This window comes from Lacinutrix sp. Hel_I_90, from assembly GCF_000934685.1.
GTDB lineage: Bacteria > Bacteroidota > Bacteroidia > Flavobacteriales > Flavobacteriaceae > Lacinutrix.
Window position 1 is genome coordinate 800,530 of record NZ_JYNQ01000001.1, and the last position, 14,871, is coordinate 815,400.

At 34.5% G+C, this 14,871-nt stretch carries 13 protein-coding genes; 2 read left to right on the top strand and 11 right to left on the bottom strand.

Features of this window, described 5'->3' with window-relative positions; genetic code table 11:
- Positions 1-2 precede the first annotated feature (2 nt).
- The gene (locus GQ46_RS03435; protein WP_044398408.1) at positions 3-1,949 is read left to right on the top strand and encodes an OmpA family protein; all 1,947 of its coding nucleotides are present in this window, start codon (positions 3-5) and stop codon (positions 1,947-1,949) included.
- Positions 1,950-2,061: 112 nt separating this feature from the next.
- Here the strand turns inward: GQ46_RS03435 and GQ46_RS03440 are convergent, their stop codons facing one another.
- From GQ46_RS03440 to rpsA, 7 genes are all read right to left on the bottom strand, one after another.
- Complete coding sequence (locus GQ46_RS03440) at positions 2,062-2,553, bottom strand: CAP domain-containing protein (RefSeq protein ID WP_044398410.1); 492 nt, start codon at positions 2,551-2,553, stop codon at positions 2,062-2,064.
- Between the two features lie 189 nt (positions 2,554-2,742).
- Complete coding sequence (pdxH, locus tag GQ46_RS03445; RefSeq protein ID WP_044398412.1) at positions 2,743-3,390, bottom strand: pyridoxamine 5'-phosphate oxidase; 648 nt, start codon at positions 3,388-3,390, stop codon at positions 2,743-2,745.
- 148 nt (positions 3,391-3,538) lie between these two features.
- Positions 3,539-4,444: a ribonuclease Z gene (locus GQ46_RS03450; protein ID WP_044398414.1), complete on the bottom strand. Its 906-nt coding sequence runs from the start codon at positions 4,442-4,444 to the stop codon at positions 3,539-3,541.
- A 91-nt stretch (positions 4,445-4,535) separates the two neighbouring features.
- Positions 4,536-4,868 (bottom strand): hypothetical protein, encoded by a 333-nt coding sequence (locus tag GQ46_RS03455; protein WP_044398416.1) that lies wholly within the window; start codon positions 4,866-4,868, stop codon positions 4,536-4,538.
- A 3-nt stretch (positions 4,869-4,871) separates the two neighbouring features.
- Positions 4,872-5,801, bottom strand: coding sequence for an aspartate carbamoyltransferase catalytic subunit (locus GQ46_RS03460; protein ID WP_044398418.1), 930 nt, complete (start codon positions 5,799-5,801; stop codon positions 4,872-4,874).
- 161 nt (positions 5,802-5,962) lie between these two features.
- Positions 5,963-6,502, bottom strand: coding sequence for a bifunctional pyr operon transcriptional regulator/uracil phosphoribosyltransferase PyrR (gene pyrR / locus GQ46_RS03465; protein ID WP_044398420.1), 540 nt, complete (start codon positions 6,500-6,502; stop codon positions 5,963-5,965).
- Between the two features lie 122 nt (positions 6,503-6,624).
- Positions 6,625-8,466 carry a 30S ribosomal protein S1 gene (rpsA, locus tag GQ46_RS03470; RefSeq protein ID WP_044398422.1) on the bottom strand — a complete coding sequence of 614 codons (1,842 nt, stop codon included), beginning with the start codon at positions 8,464-8,466 and terminating at the stop codon, positions 6,625-6,627.
- A gap of 395 nt (positions 8,467-8,861) precedes the next feature.
- Between rpsA and GQ46_RS03475 the strand changes: the two genes are divergently transcribed.
- Positions 8,862-9,239: a LysM peptidoglycan-binding domain-containing protein gene (locus GQ46_RS03475; RefSeq protein WP_044398424.1), complete on the top strand. Its 378-nt coding sequence runs from the start codon at positions 8,862-8,864 to the stop codon at positions 9,237-9,239.
- Between the two features lie 203 nt (positions 9,240-9,442).
- Here GQ46_RS03475 and cmk read toward each other — a convergent pair whose 3' ends face one another.
- The 4 genes from cmk to lon all read right to left on the bottom strand — a co-directional run bounded on the left by cmk (position 9,443) and on the right by lon (position 14,596).
- On the bottom strand, positions 9,443-10,138 hold the full coding sequence (cmk, locus tag GQ46_RS03480) for a (d)CMP kinase (RefSeq protein ID WP_044398426.1): 696 nt from the start codon (positions 10,136-10,138) through the stop codon (positions 9,443-9,445).
- Positions 10,139-10,540: 402 nt separating this feature from the next.
- Complete coding sequence (porQ, locus tag GQ46_RS03490; RefSeq protein WP_044398430.1) at positions 10,541-11,560, bottom strand: type IX secretion system protein PorQ; 1,020 nt, start codon at positions 11,558-11,560, stop codon at positions 10,541-10,543.
- Positions 11,561-11,639: 79 nt separating this feature from the next.
- Positions 11,640-12,146 (bottom strand): LysM peptidoglycan-binding domain-containing protein, encoded by a 507-nt coding sequence (locus GQ46_RS03495; RefSeq protein ID WP_082041700.1) that lies wholly within the window; start codon positions 12,144-12,146, stop codon positions 11,640-11,642.
- 2 nt (positions 12,147-12,148) lie between these two features.
- A complete protein-coding gene (gene lon, locus GQ46_RS03500; RefSeq protein ID WP_044398432.1) occupies positions 12,149-14,596 on the bottom strand; it encodes an endopeptidase La in 2,448 nt (815 codons plus the stop codon).
- Positions 14,597-14,871: the final 275 nt, after the last annotated feature.

The window sequence follows — 14,871 nt, forward strand, 5'->3', positions numbered from 1 at the left end:
AAATGAAAAATATTTTATTCATATTATCCTTTATGTTTTGTGCTGTACATTCTCAGGCACAGGTAAAAGTTGCCGATCAGTTTTTTAAAGACTATGCTTATTATCAGGCGACGGAATTGTATTTGGAAGTACTCAAAAAAGGAGACACGACAGCACATGTACTTTCAAGATTAGGAGATTGTTACTATAATAATTCTAACGTGAAATTAGCGAGTTACTGGTATGAGAAAGCAGTAAGTAATTATGATGATATTGATTCTGAGCATTTATACAAATACATACAAACACTTCGCAGCTTAAATCAATTTGAGAAAGCAAAAATTTGGACTCAAGTTTTTAAAGAACGTAAACAGAATGACAAACGTTTTAAAGATGAAGATAGTTTTGATATCGAAAAATTTGAAGCGTTAGAATCTATAGAACACGTGTATGTCGATTTTGAAAACCTTGAGATTAATTCTGTATACGCAGATTTTGGGAGTTTTGAAAAAGATGGAATCCTATACTTCGCTACTTCCCGAGTTAACGATACCATAACAGATCCTAAAAAGTTATATCAGTGGAATAAAGAACCTTTTCTTGACATTCATCAAGCTAAAGTTGAAATCATTGCTGGTAAAAAAATAGTAAGTGATGCGCACTCACTTGTTTCTGAACATATCAATTCAAACTTACATGAAGCCTCTGTAACCGTTAGTAACGACGGTAATACTCTTTATTTTACAAGAGATAATTTTAATAAAAAGAATAAAGCGGCATATGATAAAGACGGGACGTCAAATTTACGAATTTACCGAGCGACTTTAAAAAATGGTCAATGGACCGAGATTACAGATTTACCTTTTAACGATGATGCTTTTTCTAATGGCTCACCAGCTTTAAGTCCAGATGGTAAGGTCCTGTATTTTGTTTCAGACAGACCTGAAAGTATTGGCCAAACAGATATTTTTAAAGTTAACATAAAAAGTGATGGTACCTTCGGAACACCGACGAATTTAGGTCGAGAAATTAACACTGAAGGCCGCGAAAATTTTCCGTTTATCGCAAAAGATTCTACGCTCTATTTTTCTTCAGACGCGCATTTAAATCTAGGACTATTAGACATTTTTGAATCTAATATTCTTAAAATTAATAAAAAGGATACCACATCTGTTTACCTAAAAAATCTTGGGGCCCCTTACAATAGTGGTTTTGATGATTTTGCCTTTTTCATAGATTCAGACACTAATACCGGTTATTTTTCATCTAATCGTGAAGGCGGAAAAGGTAGTGACGACATCTATGCCTTTGGCAGATATGAATGTAAGCAATTAATTACAGGCATTACAAAGGATAAAATCTCGCTTGAAACTATAGCTGACGTGACTGTTAAATTAATGGATGAGTCTGGTAAAGTTATAGAAACTGTAACTTCTGACGCCAATGGGTTTTATGAGTTTAAAGACGTAGGTTGTGAAAAAAAATACACCATATTAGCGGGGAAAACGGATTACAGACCTGATCAAAGAGAGATGACAACCACCAAAAATAATGGTGATGAAATACAACTTGAATTATTTTTAACGCCGTTAATTATAGACAGTGAGATTGTTATTAATCCTATTTTCTTTAACTATGATAAATCTACCATCAGGCCTGATGCTGCTTACGAATTAGAAAATATTGTAGCAGTCATGCGAGAACATCCAAATATGGTCATCAAAATTGAATCTCATACTGACAGCCGTGGAAGAGACGCATACAATATGAAACTCTCAGATAGAAGAGCAAAAGCTACCCGAGATTATCTATATAGTCGAGGTGTTTTGGCTAATAGAGTCGTTAGTGCCATAGGATATGGCGAATCACAACTTATAAATGATTGTCAAAATGATGTCAAATGTAGTGAAGAAGAACATCAGATGAATAGGCGTTCTAAATTTATAATCATTAGCGGTTATAATGAATAATCATAATTCCTGTTATTCCGTTTATCATCCTGGTTATAATTAGTACAAGTAAAACATTATAAAAAAAGCACTTCAAATTGAAGTGCTTTTTTTAATATAATCAACCACACTTTTATTTTTTAATAAATATATTAGTAAAGTACCATTTACCCTCTGGGCTCTGCTCTGCAGATACATCGAAATTGGTAAAATCACCTTCAATATTTTGCTTATGCCCTTCACTATTTATCCAAGCATTTACAACAGCTTGCGCACTTGTAAATCCGTAGGCAACATTCTCTGTCACCAATTGGGCTCCAGCATTATTTTCCAAGTAAGATTTACGAGAATAAAAATTGGCATGCGATACACTATCTGCTTCAACCATGTACTCCGTATGCTTGTAAGCTTGAGACTTTACAATATTATGCTCACTTAAGGCAGTAAGACCTTGAGACATTCTATAGTCATTTATAAGTGCTATAATCTCAATTTCAATAGCTTTAGATTCGGGAATAAAAACGGTTGCAGGAGTGTCCTGTAGTTCTTCAACACTATCGGTTGAACATGAAGTCGAAAGTATTAGTACAAAGAAAACTAACACAAGGTTAAGTACATTTTTCATAAGGGATACATTGTTTGGGGACTTAAATATACCCAAGCAAGCTCCAAAATAATGTTAACAAAATGTTAAAATCGATGAAATACATGTATTTTAACGAAAATAAGTGCTTTTTATCGATTAAATAAGGTTTGTGGTCAAAAAAATATGTATTTGAACAGGCTAAAACTATATTTCATCGAAACCTCTTAGTTATGGAGATAATCGCGATTTTACCCATTCAAAGTCTGCATTGAGTTTATAATCAATTCGATCATGTAATCGGTTGGGTCTGCCCTGCCAAAATTCCATTTCTACCGGCTTTACAATATAGCCTCCCCAAAATTCTGGCCTTTTTAACGCCTTTCCTTCAAACTCCTTTTCAAGCATTAGCAATTTAGATTCTAATACGTCTCTATCTTTTAGAACGCTACTCTGTATAGAAACGATAGCTCCTAATTGACTACCTCTAGGCCGAGATTCAAAATAACCGTCACTTAAATTCTTAGCTATTTTTTCTGCTTTACCTTTTATAATGATTTGCCGTTCGGCAGCAGCCCAAAAAAAAGACAGACAAACATTGGGATTGGCTTGTATGGCTTTACCTTTTTCACTTTCATAATTAGTATAAAAAATAAAGCCCTCATACGTATATTTTTTAAGGAGTACTACTCTACTTTTTGGAAAACCATCTAAGCCTATCGTTGCAATAGTCATCGCATTGATTTCATCTTCTGGAAAACTAGCATCTACCTCTAAAAACCAATCTCTAAATAACTCCAATGGGTTATCAGGTGTATTATTTAGTAAGAGTTCTCCTTTTTCGTATGATTTGCGATAATGCCCTAAGTCTTTTTCCATATAACAATTTACGTGATTTTACTTTTTTTAGAGGAATTATATTAAAATAATTGATGATAGTAATTGAGATGAACACCAATTATAGTTTCTATTCTAATAATTATTAGCTTGATTGGTTTAAAAACCTATTCATTTTAAGGCTTCCACTTTAGAATTCGAATACTTTCCCATCATCAGCCAATTCGACATTTTCAAAATATTCATTAGCTTCTACTTTGAACAGGTTTAAATCATCATAACGTGTAGAATAATGACCTAATATTAGCTTTCCAACATTTGCTTGACTAGCAATTTTGGCCGCTTCTTTAGCCGTGCTATGCTTTGTTTTTGGTGCCAATAGTGCATGTTGCTCTAGGAAAGTAGATTCATGGTATAAAGCATCTACACCGGTTATGAGCGGAATGATATCTTCCTTATAAGCGGTATCGCTACAAAACGCGTAGCTTTTAGGTTTTTCTGGAGGGCTAGTAATCGTTTCGTTTTTAATGCGCTCACCTTTATTATTTAGAACATCAAAACCTTGTTTTATTTTTCTATAATAAGCAACATCAATATCAGCATTTAATACAGCATTCATGTCTAATTTACGCTCACCTACTTTTTCTTTAAAGAGAAAACCATTTGTGTACACCCGATGATCTAATGGAATCGTATATACTTCTACTTTATTATCTTCAAAAATAAGTTCTGACCCCGTATTTGTCAATTCATGAAAAATGAGTTGATAATCGGTCCATGAATTCGCGAGTTTCATTTGAAGTGTAATCACTTCTTTTAAACCTTTTGGTGCATAAATATGCAAATCGGCCTCACGCGTGAGTAAGCGCATTGTCGAAATCAATCCCACTAAACCAAAGCAATGATCGCCATGTAAATGGGAAATAAAAATATGTTTAATACGATTAAACTTTATCTTATGTCTCCGCAACTGCACTTGCGTGCCTTCGCCGCAATCGATTAGAAATTGGTGATTTTTAATTTCTAATACCTGAGCTGTAGGATTAGTAAAAGTTCTTGGAGTTGCACTATAGCAACCTAGAATATTAAGTTTCATTAAATAAAGTTAATTTGTTTTTTAATGATTTATATCTCTTAATCCGAATCACAAAAAAAACGAAGAACAGAAGCCTTTTCTATAGCTACTTTTAAAACCCTAAATCACGCTCCATTTCATCCATTTCTATAATATCATAGGCTTCTTTAAGTGTTGGCACTACAACAATCTCATCTGGTGTTTCATTTGCATTAATGGTGTTGGTTACAATAACAAAAGAGTGTTTTGATGCCCGATGCGTGTTTGAAAGACGTAAAAATTCAATAATATCTTGTAAACCTACCTTTTCTAAGGAAGACAATTGCACAATAATATTATGCTTTTGAAATTTTGGATATAGCGCCTCTATCTTTTTTACTAATTCAATAATAGTTGCTTTTTCCTGAGTAATGATAGAAGTATTTCCATCTTGATCTAATATCATAATCTATTGTTTTATTTTTGAAGCTAATAAATAAATCACAGCCATTCTAACAGCTACACCATTTTGTACCTGATCTAAAATAATTGCTTGTTTAGAATCTGCAACATCACTAGTAATCTCAACACCTCTATTAATTGGTCCTGGATGCATGATGGTGATTTCTTTATCTAAAGAATCTAAGAGTGCTTTATTAACTCCGAATTGTTGTGTATATTCTCGTGTTGATGGAAAATAACTAATTTCCATACGTTCGTTTTGAACGCGTAACATATTGGCTACATCACACCATTGTAAGGCTTTAAGTAAATTGGTTTCAACTTTAACCCCTAATTTATCAATGTGTTTAGGCAATAAGGTTTTTGGTCCGCAAACCATAACATTGGCGCCTTGCAGTTTTAAAGCATATATATTTGACAATGCCACGCGACTATGCAAAATATCGCCAACGATAACGACATTTTTTCCAGCAACATCACCCAATCGTTCTCGTATTGAATAGGAGTCTAATAAGGCTTGTGTAGGATGCTCATGTGCGCCATCACCTGCATTAATAATATTTGCACTCACATGTTTTGACAAGAACACACTTGCTCCTGGGTTTGGGTGGCGCATTACCACCATATCTACTTTCATAGATAAGATATTATTTACCGTATCTATTAAGGTTTCGCCTTTTTTAACTGATGACTGTCCTGCTGAAAAGTTTATCACATCTGCAGACAAGCGTTTCTCTGCTAATTCGAAAGACAGTTTTGTTCGTGTGGAATTTTCGAAAAACAAATTAGCTATAGTAATGTCACGAAGCGATGGCACCTTTTTAATTGGTCGGTTAATGACTTCTTTAAAATGATCTGCTGTTTCAAAAATAAGTTGAATGTCTTTTTCTTGAAGGTATTTTATTCCTAATAAGTGATTGACACTTAATTCGCTCATGGTTTTCTAGTCTTCTTTTGGCAGTCTTTAGTTGCCTGTTGCTATTCGTTTTATAAGCACTTTGACAAGCTGTCCTTGCTACTCATTTTTTATTACAGTAATACGCAAGATAACAGCTTAAAGGTATTGATTATTTCTCTTTTCTTTCTTTAACCTGGCATTTAGCTATTAATTAAATACACAGCATCTTCACCTTCATTTTCTTTCCAATTTACTTTTACTTTTTCTTCATTTATAGCATCTACCTGTCTGCCGCGATAATTTGGCTGTATCGGTAAATGTCTACTAAATCTTCGATCTATGAGTGTCAACAATTCAATCTCATTAGGTCGTCCAAACGATTGAATGGCTGTTAATGCGGCACGAATGCTTCTTCCTGTATATAAAACATCATCTATAAACACCACTTTTTTATCTTCAACAATAAAGTTTATCTCTGTAGTATTCGCTTCATGAATTTTATCGCCACGGCGAAAATCGTCACGATAAAAGGTAATATCTAAATGACCTAGCTGTAAATTCTTAATGTTGTATTCCGTTTTAAGCATTTCGGCTAAACGATTAGCTAAATACTTACCTCTGGGCTGTAAACCTATTAAAACGGTGTTGGAAAAGTCTTTGTGATTTTCAATTAATTGGCAAGCCAAACGATGAAGAATGATATTGATGGCTGTGGCATTAAGTAACACTTTTTGACTCATATACGCGGTAAGGGTATTTGAGAAACAAAGGTAATGCAAAATATTAGAAATTATCACATTTGTTAGAAACAAAAAAGCCTCTCATTTCTGAGAGGCTTTTCAATATTTAAAAATTTAAGGAATTATTTTTTCCCGTCCATTTTATCTTTAAGCGCTTGTAAAGCATCATTAGCATCACCTAAAGTTGGTTTTGCTTCGGCAGCTTGAGACGCTTGTTTTGCAACAGCGGCTTTTACATTTGCCATTTCTTCAGCTTTAAAGATTGCAGTATGCGACGCAACTACTCTCTTAAACTCTTTATTAAATTCAATTATTTTGAATTCTGCAGAATCTCCTTTCTTCAACATCTTTCCGTCTTCTTTTTCAAGGTGACGAGAAGGTACGAATGCTACGATATCTTCATTAAATTCAATCGTTGCGCCTTTGTCTACAACCTCTGCAATTTCAGCAGTGTGCGTTGTATTTAAAGCGAACTCAGTTTCGTACTTATCCCAAGGATTCTCAGTTGTTTGTTTATGACCTAAAGATAATTTACGTCCTTCTACATCTAACTCAAGTACTACAACCTCTAAGTTATCACCAACGGCACAAAACTCAGAAGGATGCTTGATTTTCTTAGTCCAAGATAAATCTGAGATGTAAATTAAGCCATCAATACCTTCTTCTAATTCAACAAAAACACCAAAGTTTGTGAAGTTACGTACAATACCTGTGTGCTTAGAACCTACAGGATATTTACTTGTAATATCTGTCCAAGGATCTGCAGATAATTGCTTGATACCTAATGACATTTTACGATCTTCTCTATCTAGCGTTAAGATTTGTGCTTCGATTTCATCTCCAACTTTTACAAAATCATTAGCAGAGCGTAAATGCGTAGACCAAGACATTTCAGAAACGTGAACTAAACCTTCAACACCTTCTGCAACTTCAATAAATGCGCCATAATCTGCGATTACAACAACTTTACCTTTTACTTTATCTCCTACAGCAACGTTTTCACCTAAGGCATCCCAAGGATGTTTAGATAATTGCTTAAGACCCAATTGGATTCTTGATTTGTTTTCATCAAAATCAAGGATTACTACATTTAATTTCTGATCTAACTCAACAATCTCATTTGGATGGTTGATTCTTGACCAAGATAAATCTGTAATATGAACTAATCCGTCAACACCACCAAGATCGATGAATACACCGTAAGAAGTAATGTTTTTAACAATACCTTCTAATACTTGACCTTTTTCTAATTGACCAATAATTTCTTTCTTTTGCTCTTCAATATCAGCTTCAATTAAAGCTTTATGAGAAACTACTACGTTTTTAAATTCGTGGTTAATTTTTACCACTTTAAATTCCATAGTTTTGTTTACGTATACATCGTAATCTCTAATTGGCTTAACGTCAATTTGAGAACCTGGTAAGAATGCTTCGATACCGAAAACATCTACAATCATCCCCCCTTTTGTTCTACATTTAACGAAACCATTTACGATTTCACCTGTATCGTGTGCATTATTAACACGATCCCAAGCCTTGATAACACGTGCTTTACGGTGAGATAATACTAATTGACCTGTTGCATCTTCACGCACATCAATTAACACCTCAACTTTGTCTCCTACTTTTAAATCTGGATTGTAACGAAACTCGTTTAAAGAAATAACACCTTCAGATTTTGCGTTGATGTCAATAATAACATCACGATCTGACATGTGTACTACTTCTCCTTCTACAACTTCGTCATCTAAAGTATCTACAAAGTTCTCAGAGACTAGCTTTTCAAATTCTTTTAATTGAGAATCTTCAACCTCATCAATACCTTCTTGGTAATTGTGCCAGTTAAATTCTTCTAAGAATTTTTCAGGATTTGCTTGCGCTTCAGAAACTACTGGAGCCTCTTTTGTTTTTGCTGTTGTTGCTTCTGTAGCTTCAACTTCTGCTTTTTTTGCTTTTTCAGCCATTTAAATAATTCTAGCAATGCCGTTTGAGATTTCCACTTTATGGAAACAGTAACACATTACGTTTTGTATTCTGTATGTTTTAAGGAAGTGATAACGACAACATCACAGAAGTGTTAGATTTTGATTTGTTTTAACCCTTTTTATCTTCCTACTATTCGCTAAAAAGGAGTGCAAAAATACTACTTTTTAACTATATTCCCTAATTTGATATAAAAAACTTATACTTCTGATAAACAATACTATTAGCGCCTTATCTAAATGGTTTATAGCGATATTAACTAACCGTTTATCTAATCTGTAATCGAATCATTATAAAATTGGAATATCAAAATCGTGAACTTGTTTAGTTAATGATTATCTTTAAGCTCTAGGTTAAAAATTAAAATAATAGTAATATGATTAAAGCTAAATACCAATCTGTACTCGAATTAGGAGAGAAATTAAACATTAAAAACGGAGACGTTTCTGAAGCTAATGGTGTGTTAACCATAAAAGGAACTGCTGCAAACCAATATGAAAAAAATTTACTTTGGGACAAGATAAAAGCTATTGGCGGAGACAAACCTAGTGATATCGTTGCCGATATTAAGGTTGCTGATACCAGTGTTTTTGCAAGGCATACCGTAAAAAGCGGCGACACTTTAGGTGCTATTGCAAAGCAATATTATGGTAGTGCTGGAAAATACAATGAAATTTTTAAGGCGAATACAGACATTTTAAAAAACCCAGATGTTATTCATCCAGATCAAGAATTAATAATCCCGAATTTGTAGGGATAAATTGCGAAATTCTGTGAAAGCGAGTGGACTTGTGGTTGGCTCGCTTTTTTTTGTTGCTAAAAATGAAATCGTCATGGCGAGCATAGCGGATCAATCTCATGACTATCAAGTGAATTAAACAGATTACCATGAGACTCCTATTTGTGGTTTCTAGTAAGGACGAATAATTTTCTAGGCTAGAAACTGAGGCCTGAACACTATTCCAAATCCTCAAACGTCTTTTCTACTAATTGTAATATTTTTTCAAATTGTACTTCAGGAGTTAAATCGGAATTATCAATCGCGATAGCATCATCGGCCTGAACTAATGGTGAATCTGCTCTGTGCGAATCGATATAATCGCGCTCTTGGATGTTTTTTAAAACATCTTCATAGTTTACCGCATCGCCTCTTTCTGTCAACTCATCATAACGTCTTTTAGCACGCTTTTCTGCAGAGGCGGTCATAAAGATTTTTAATTCTGCATTTGGAAAGACGACCGTCCCAATATCACGACCATCCATAACCACACCTTTGTCTTTACCCATTTGTTGTTGCTGTTTTACCAACTGGTAACGCACTTCTGGAATGGCTGCTACTTTACTCACATAATTAGACACTTCTAATGTTCTAATTTGTTTTTCTACGTTTTCACCGTTTAAATACACTTCTGCAAAACCCAAAGTAGCATTAAACTTAAAACTTATGTGTACTTCTCCTAATTTTCCAACTAATCCATTAACATCAAAATGCGCGTTGTCTATAAACCCGTGTTGCATGGTAAACAAAGTCACCGCACGATACATGGCACCAGTATCTACATAAATATACCCTAACTGTTTTGCGAGTTGCTTGGCTACTGTACTTTTTCCTGTTGACGAAAACCCGTCTATGGCTATGGTTATTTTTTGCATGCTGTAATTTATGGTGCAAAGTTAATTATAATATCTAAAAGTTTTTGTTCTTCCTCTCCATAACATGCTGTTTCAGTTATTCTTTTTAAAGTTATCCAGACCACCATAGTGATAAAGCCTATATTTACAAGACTTTGCTATATACCCCCAGTAAAAGCGACACATTTCTTACCACTTAATTCGGTTAAAGCAATATGCTGAGACATATCATTCATTACTATTTCATATGTTGGTTTTGATTCATTCTCCTCTTGAATAAAGAATATGTTCAAACTAAAACTAAATAGAAACGCCACTAAACATTTCAACTTTACATTAGTTATAAAATTCAAAAATACTACTGTTAAGATAAAAAAGAAAAGTATGAATGAATGATATGTCTCAGCAAATGACTGAGTAACCCTACCTCAAATCCACCTGAACACCAAAGAAGTTAGCGTTTGCTGCAGCGGTGTATTTAGCATGCGTATAACTAAAACGCATTTTATTGAGTTTTACAGAAAACCCTACTGAGAGGCCAGAAAAATTACGTTGGTCTACAATACGCAACTCTTCAGCGCGTCTAAAATTATAACCTAAACGAATATTAAACCCTTTTTCAGGAAAGAGCTCCGCACCTAAAATAGTATGCCGCACCACATTGGCTAAAAACCCCACTTTTTCTTGGGTTTGATTGCCTTCTAAATCGGTTGTTGTGCGTGCCGGATTAGGATTCCCTATCGGCCATTGTTGTAAATTTTCTAAAGTTATATGCCAGCGTAAGGGAACATTCTCCAACGTTTGAGACAGACCTATATCTATTTCAAGCGGTAAGGATTCTTGTCGTCCTGCATACGTCGTGATTTGTGTTCCCAAATTTCTTACCACAAGTGTCCCTTGAAAATCCAGAGCTTCATTACTATATAGCAGAGCCAAATCTGTAGCAACGCCAAAGGAATTATACTGCTCTAAAGACGAATTAATGAGTTTTAAATTAGCGCCGGCATAGAAATCGGAATATCCAATTTGTGCCGCATAACCAAAAGATAGCGCCACTTCACCTCCAGAAAAATTGCTGGTCGCCACGCCATTCTCATCATAACCCGCAAAATCGCCATAATTAATATAAGTCACTCCTGTGTGAAAGGTTTGATTACGACGGTCTAAGGTATAGGCATAGGCTGCTGTTCCGTAGGAGATCCCTGCTAAATAACTGGTGTAATTTAATGCGAATTGGTTATCCATAGCCACATTAATAGTCGCGGGATTATACAGCCCTTGTGTGACGTCCCAATCAACATTGGTTAACACCTTTCCTCCCAATGCGGCTTGCCTTGGAGAAGATACTAAGTTGAGAAATTGGTAAGTAGACTGTCCTCCTAACTGCGCAAAGCAATAGGCACTAAAAAACAAACAACAGAATGGGACAATTTTTTTTAGCATAAAGTTGCAAAAGTAACTAAATCTATCTTAAAACGTAGATCTGCCTTTTTTATTTTTATAACGACCCTTTTAAGCCTTGCTATTTCAGTTTTAACACCTGTCCAATATGAATAGCATCTGATTCCAAGTTGTTTAAGGTTTTCAATTCTGAAACCGATATATTATTGCGTTTTGCAATGCTATAGAGGGTATCCTCTTTGTTTACAGTACAGGTTTTATTATCACTTATAAGCGCCTTTTGAGAGTAGCCAATTTTTAACTGCTGACCAAGCTTTAAATTATTGTCCGTAATATTATTTAGAGACTTTAATTGTGCGATACTAATACCATAAAAAGTGGAAATAGAATAAAACGTATCGCCTTTGACAACAGTATGTAAATTACCTTTCACTAATTTGGTGTTAGCCACTGACTTTGTTTTTTCAACTGGCCTCGTAACTGGCACTTTATCTGTAAATGTAAATTTTCCTGTTTTAGTATTTAGTTTTGCAGGTCTGTCATCTATAGTAACCTCCATGCTATCGGTATTTTGAGCATTGCTACACCACAGCGTTAAACTAAATAGTAAGACATAAAGGTATTTCATTATTATAGTTTTTTAGCGTTTTGCACTTTTTTGTCTGTTACCGCAAACTTGATCACATCTTTCATATCACTAACATAGTGAAAAGTTAATCCTTTTAAGTATTCTGGTTTAATCTCTTCTATATCTCGACGGTTGTCTTCACAAAGTAAAATCTCTTTAATTTTGGCGCGTTTCGCCGCTAAAATTTTCTCTTTAATACCACCTACAGGCAAGACTTTTCCACGAAGCGTAATTTCTCCTGTCATCGCAATACTTTTCTTTATTTTTTTCTGAGTAAATAAAGAGACTAAAGAGGTTAACATGGTGACTCCTGCACTTGGTCCATCTTTTGGTGTTGCGCCTTCTGGCACATGAATATGAACATTATAATTATCGAAAACCTTAGGATCAATACCAAACTCCTCTGCATTCGATTTTATGTATTCCATAGCAATAGTAGAAGATTCTTTCATGACTTTACCTAAGTTACCGGTAATGGTTAAATTACCTTTCCCTTTAGTAAGAATGGATTCTATAAATAAAATATCACCACCTACTCGTGTCCAAGCTAAGCCTGTAACGACACCTGCAACATTATTATTTTCATATTTATCCCGTTCTAATCTTGGTCTTCCCAAAATTTCTATAACGTCTTTATTACTCACTTTAATGTTGTATTCTTCTTCCATTGCAATATTCATTGCGGCATAACGCACGACTTTAGCAATTTGTTTTTCTAGACTACGCACACCAGACTCTCGCGTATAGCCTTCCACTATTTTTTCAATTTGTGGTTTGCCTAATTTTAAATGCTTGTCTTCTAATCCGTGTTCTCTTAATTGCTTTGGTAATAGGTGTTGTTTCCCAATCTCTACTTTCTCTTCAATGGTGTATCCTGTAACATTAATAATTTCCATTCTATCTAGTAACGCTGGCTGAATGGTGTTTAAGCTATTAGTTGTTGCAATAAACATGACTTTAGACAAATCGTAGCCCATTTCTAAGAAATTATCATGGAATTCACTGTTTTGCTCAGGGTCTAAAACCTCTAACAGGGCCGAAGACGGATCCCCTTGATGAGAATTAGATAATTTATCAATCTCATCTAAAACAAAAACAGGGTTTGAGGTTCCTGCCTTTTTCAAGCTTTGAATAATTCTTCCTGGCATGGCGCCTATATAGGTTTTACGGTGACCGCGAATTTCAGCCTCGTCACGCAAACCACCTAAAGACATACGCACATACTCTCTCCCTAAGGCTTCAGCTATTGATTTACCCAAAGAGGTTTTACCAACACCCGGAGGGCCATGTAGACAAAGGATTGGCGATTTCATGTCATTACGCAATTTTAAGACTGCTAAATGCTCAATAATACGCTTTTTCACATCATCTAAACCATAATGATCCTTATCAAGAATCCTCTTTGCTCTTTTTAAATCGAACTTATCCTTACTGAATTGATTCCAAGGCAAATCTAAAAACAAATCCAAGTAATTACGTTGAATAGAATATTCTGCAACCTGTGGATTCATACGTTGCATTTTTGCTAATTCCTTTTTAAAATGTTCAGCAACTTTATCGTCCCACTTTTTGGTTTTTGCACGCGTTTTCATTTCCTCTAATTCCTCTGCATTACCATTACCTAATTCTTCTTGAATGGTTTTAAGCTGCTGATTTAAAAAGTATTCACGTTGTTGCTGGTTCATATCTGTTTGAACCTTACTTTGAATATCATTTTTGAGCTCCAGTTTTTGAAGCTCCATATTCATATATTTTAGAGTTTGAAGTGCTCTTTGTTTTAAATCATTGGTTTCTAATAATTTCTGTTTTTCGGCAACAGGTAAATTCATATTAGAAGATACAAAATTGATTAAAAACGAATCACTTTCGATATTCTTAATGGCAAAAGAAGCTTCACTAGGAATGTTAGGCGAATCTTTGATTATTTGAAGCGCTAAATCTTTAATAGAATCAATAATAGCACTAAATTCTTTATTCTTTTTTGCTGGTCTGGCTTCTGCTACTTCGCGTACTGTAGCGTTCATGTATGGCGTTTCGGTAATAACTTCTGCAACACTAAAACGTTTCTTACCTTGAATAATAACCGTTGTATTACCGTCAGGCATTTTAAGCACCTTTAAAATACGGGCAACAGTACCAATAGTATTAATATCTCCTGCCTTTGGGTCTTCTATAGACTCATCCTTCTGAGAGACAACACCTATAACCTTAGAACCATTATTCGCATCGTTAATTAATTTGATCGATTTATCTCGCCCGGCAGTAATTGGAATTACCACACCTGGAAACAACACGGTATTTCTTAAAGACAATATGGGTAAGGTCTCAGGTAATTCTTCCTTGTTTATTTCCTCTTCATCTTCTGGCGTCATTAAGGGGATTAATTCTGAATTTTCATCAAAATCCTGTAATGACAAACTGTCTAGACTAATTAAATTAGATTTCTTCATATATATTATTACGTCATTATGTCATTTATTTTAAATGTGCATAAAGACTATTTAGTAAAATTAAACTGTTTTTATTTCGAAAACCATTGATTTACAAAACCTTATCAACAATTAAGCTGTTTTCGTTATTAGTAAAAGTTCAATTAATATGCCAAGCTGTATTGTTAAAAGGAAAAGTTAAAAGTAGAAATATTTCTCATGTAGCCGTAATTGTGTGTTGTTTTTAGAATTTGGCTACTAATTAAAATAATGGCTTCAAATGCTTATGCCCCCTT

Bases quoted from the DNA above. Each gene is read 5' to 3' on its own strand.
- GQ46_RS03435 (WP_044398408.1), top strand. From the start codon at position 3: ATGAAAAATATTTTATTCATATTATCCTTTATGTTTTGTGCTGTACAT.
- GQ46_RS03440 (WP_044398410.1), bottom strand. From the start codon at position 2,553: ATGAAAAATGTACTTAACCTTGTGTTAGTTTTCTTTGTACTAATACTT.
- pdxH (WP_044398412.1), bottom strand. From the start codon at position 3,390: ATGGAAAAAGACTTAGGGCATTATCGCAAATCATACGAAAAAGGAGAA.
- GQ46_RS03450 (WP_044398414.1), bottom strand. From the start codon at position 4,444: ATGAAACTTAATATTCTAGGTTGCTATAGTGCAACTCCAAGAACTTTT.
- GQ46_RS03455 (WP_044398416.1), bottom strand. From the start codon at position 4,868: ATGATATTAGATCAAGATGGAAATACTTCTATCATTACTCAGGAAAAA.
- GQ46_RS03460 (WP_044398418.1), bottom strand. From the start codon at position 5,801: ATGAGCGAATTAAGTGTCAATCACTTATTAGGAATAAAATACCTTCAA.
- pyrR (WP_044398420.1), bottom strand. From the start codon at position 6,502: ATGAGTCAAAAAGTGTTACTTAATGCCACAGCCATCAATATCATTCTT.
- rpsA (WP_044398422.1), bottom strand. From the start codon at position 8,466: ATGGCTGAAAAAGCAAAAAAAGCAGAAGTTGAAGCTACAGAAGCAACA.
- GQ46_RS03475 (WP_044398424.1), top strand. From the start codon at position 8,862: ATGATTAAAGCTAAATACCAATCTGTACTCGAATTAGGAGAGAAATTA.
- cmk (WP_044398426.1), bottom strand. From the start codon at position 10,138: ATGCAAAAAATAACCATAGCCATAGACGGGTTTTCGTCAACAGGAAAA.
- porQ (WP_044398430.1), bottom strand. From the start codon at position 11,560: ATGCTAAAAAAAATTGTCCCATTCTGTTGTTTGTTTTTTAGTGCCTAT.
- GQ46_RS03495 (WP_082041700.1), bottom strand. From the start codon at position 12,146: ATGAAATACCTTTATGTCTTACTATTTAGTTTAACGCTGTGGTGTAGC.
- lon (WP_044398432.1), bottom strand. From the start codon at position 14,596: ATGAAGAAATCTAATTTAATTAGTCTAGACAGTTTGTCATTACAGGAT.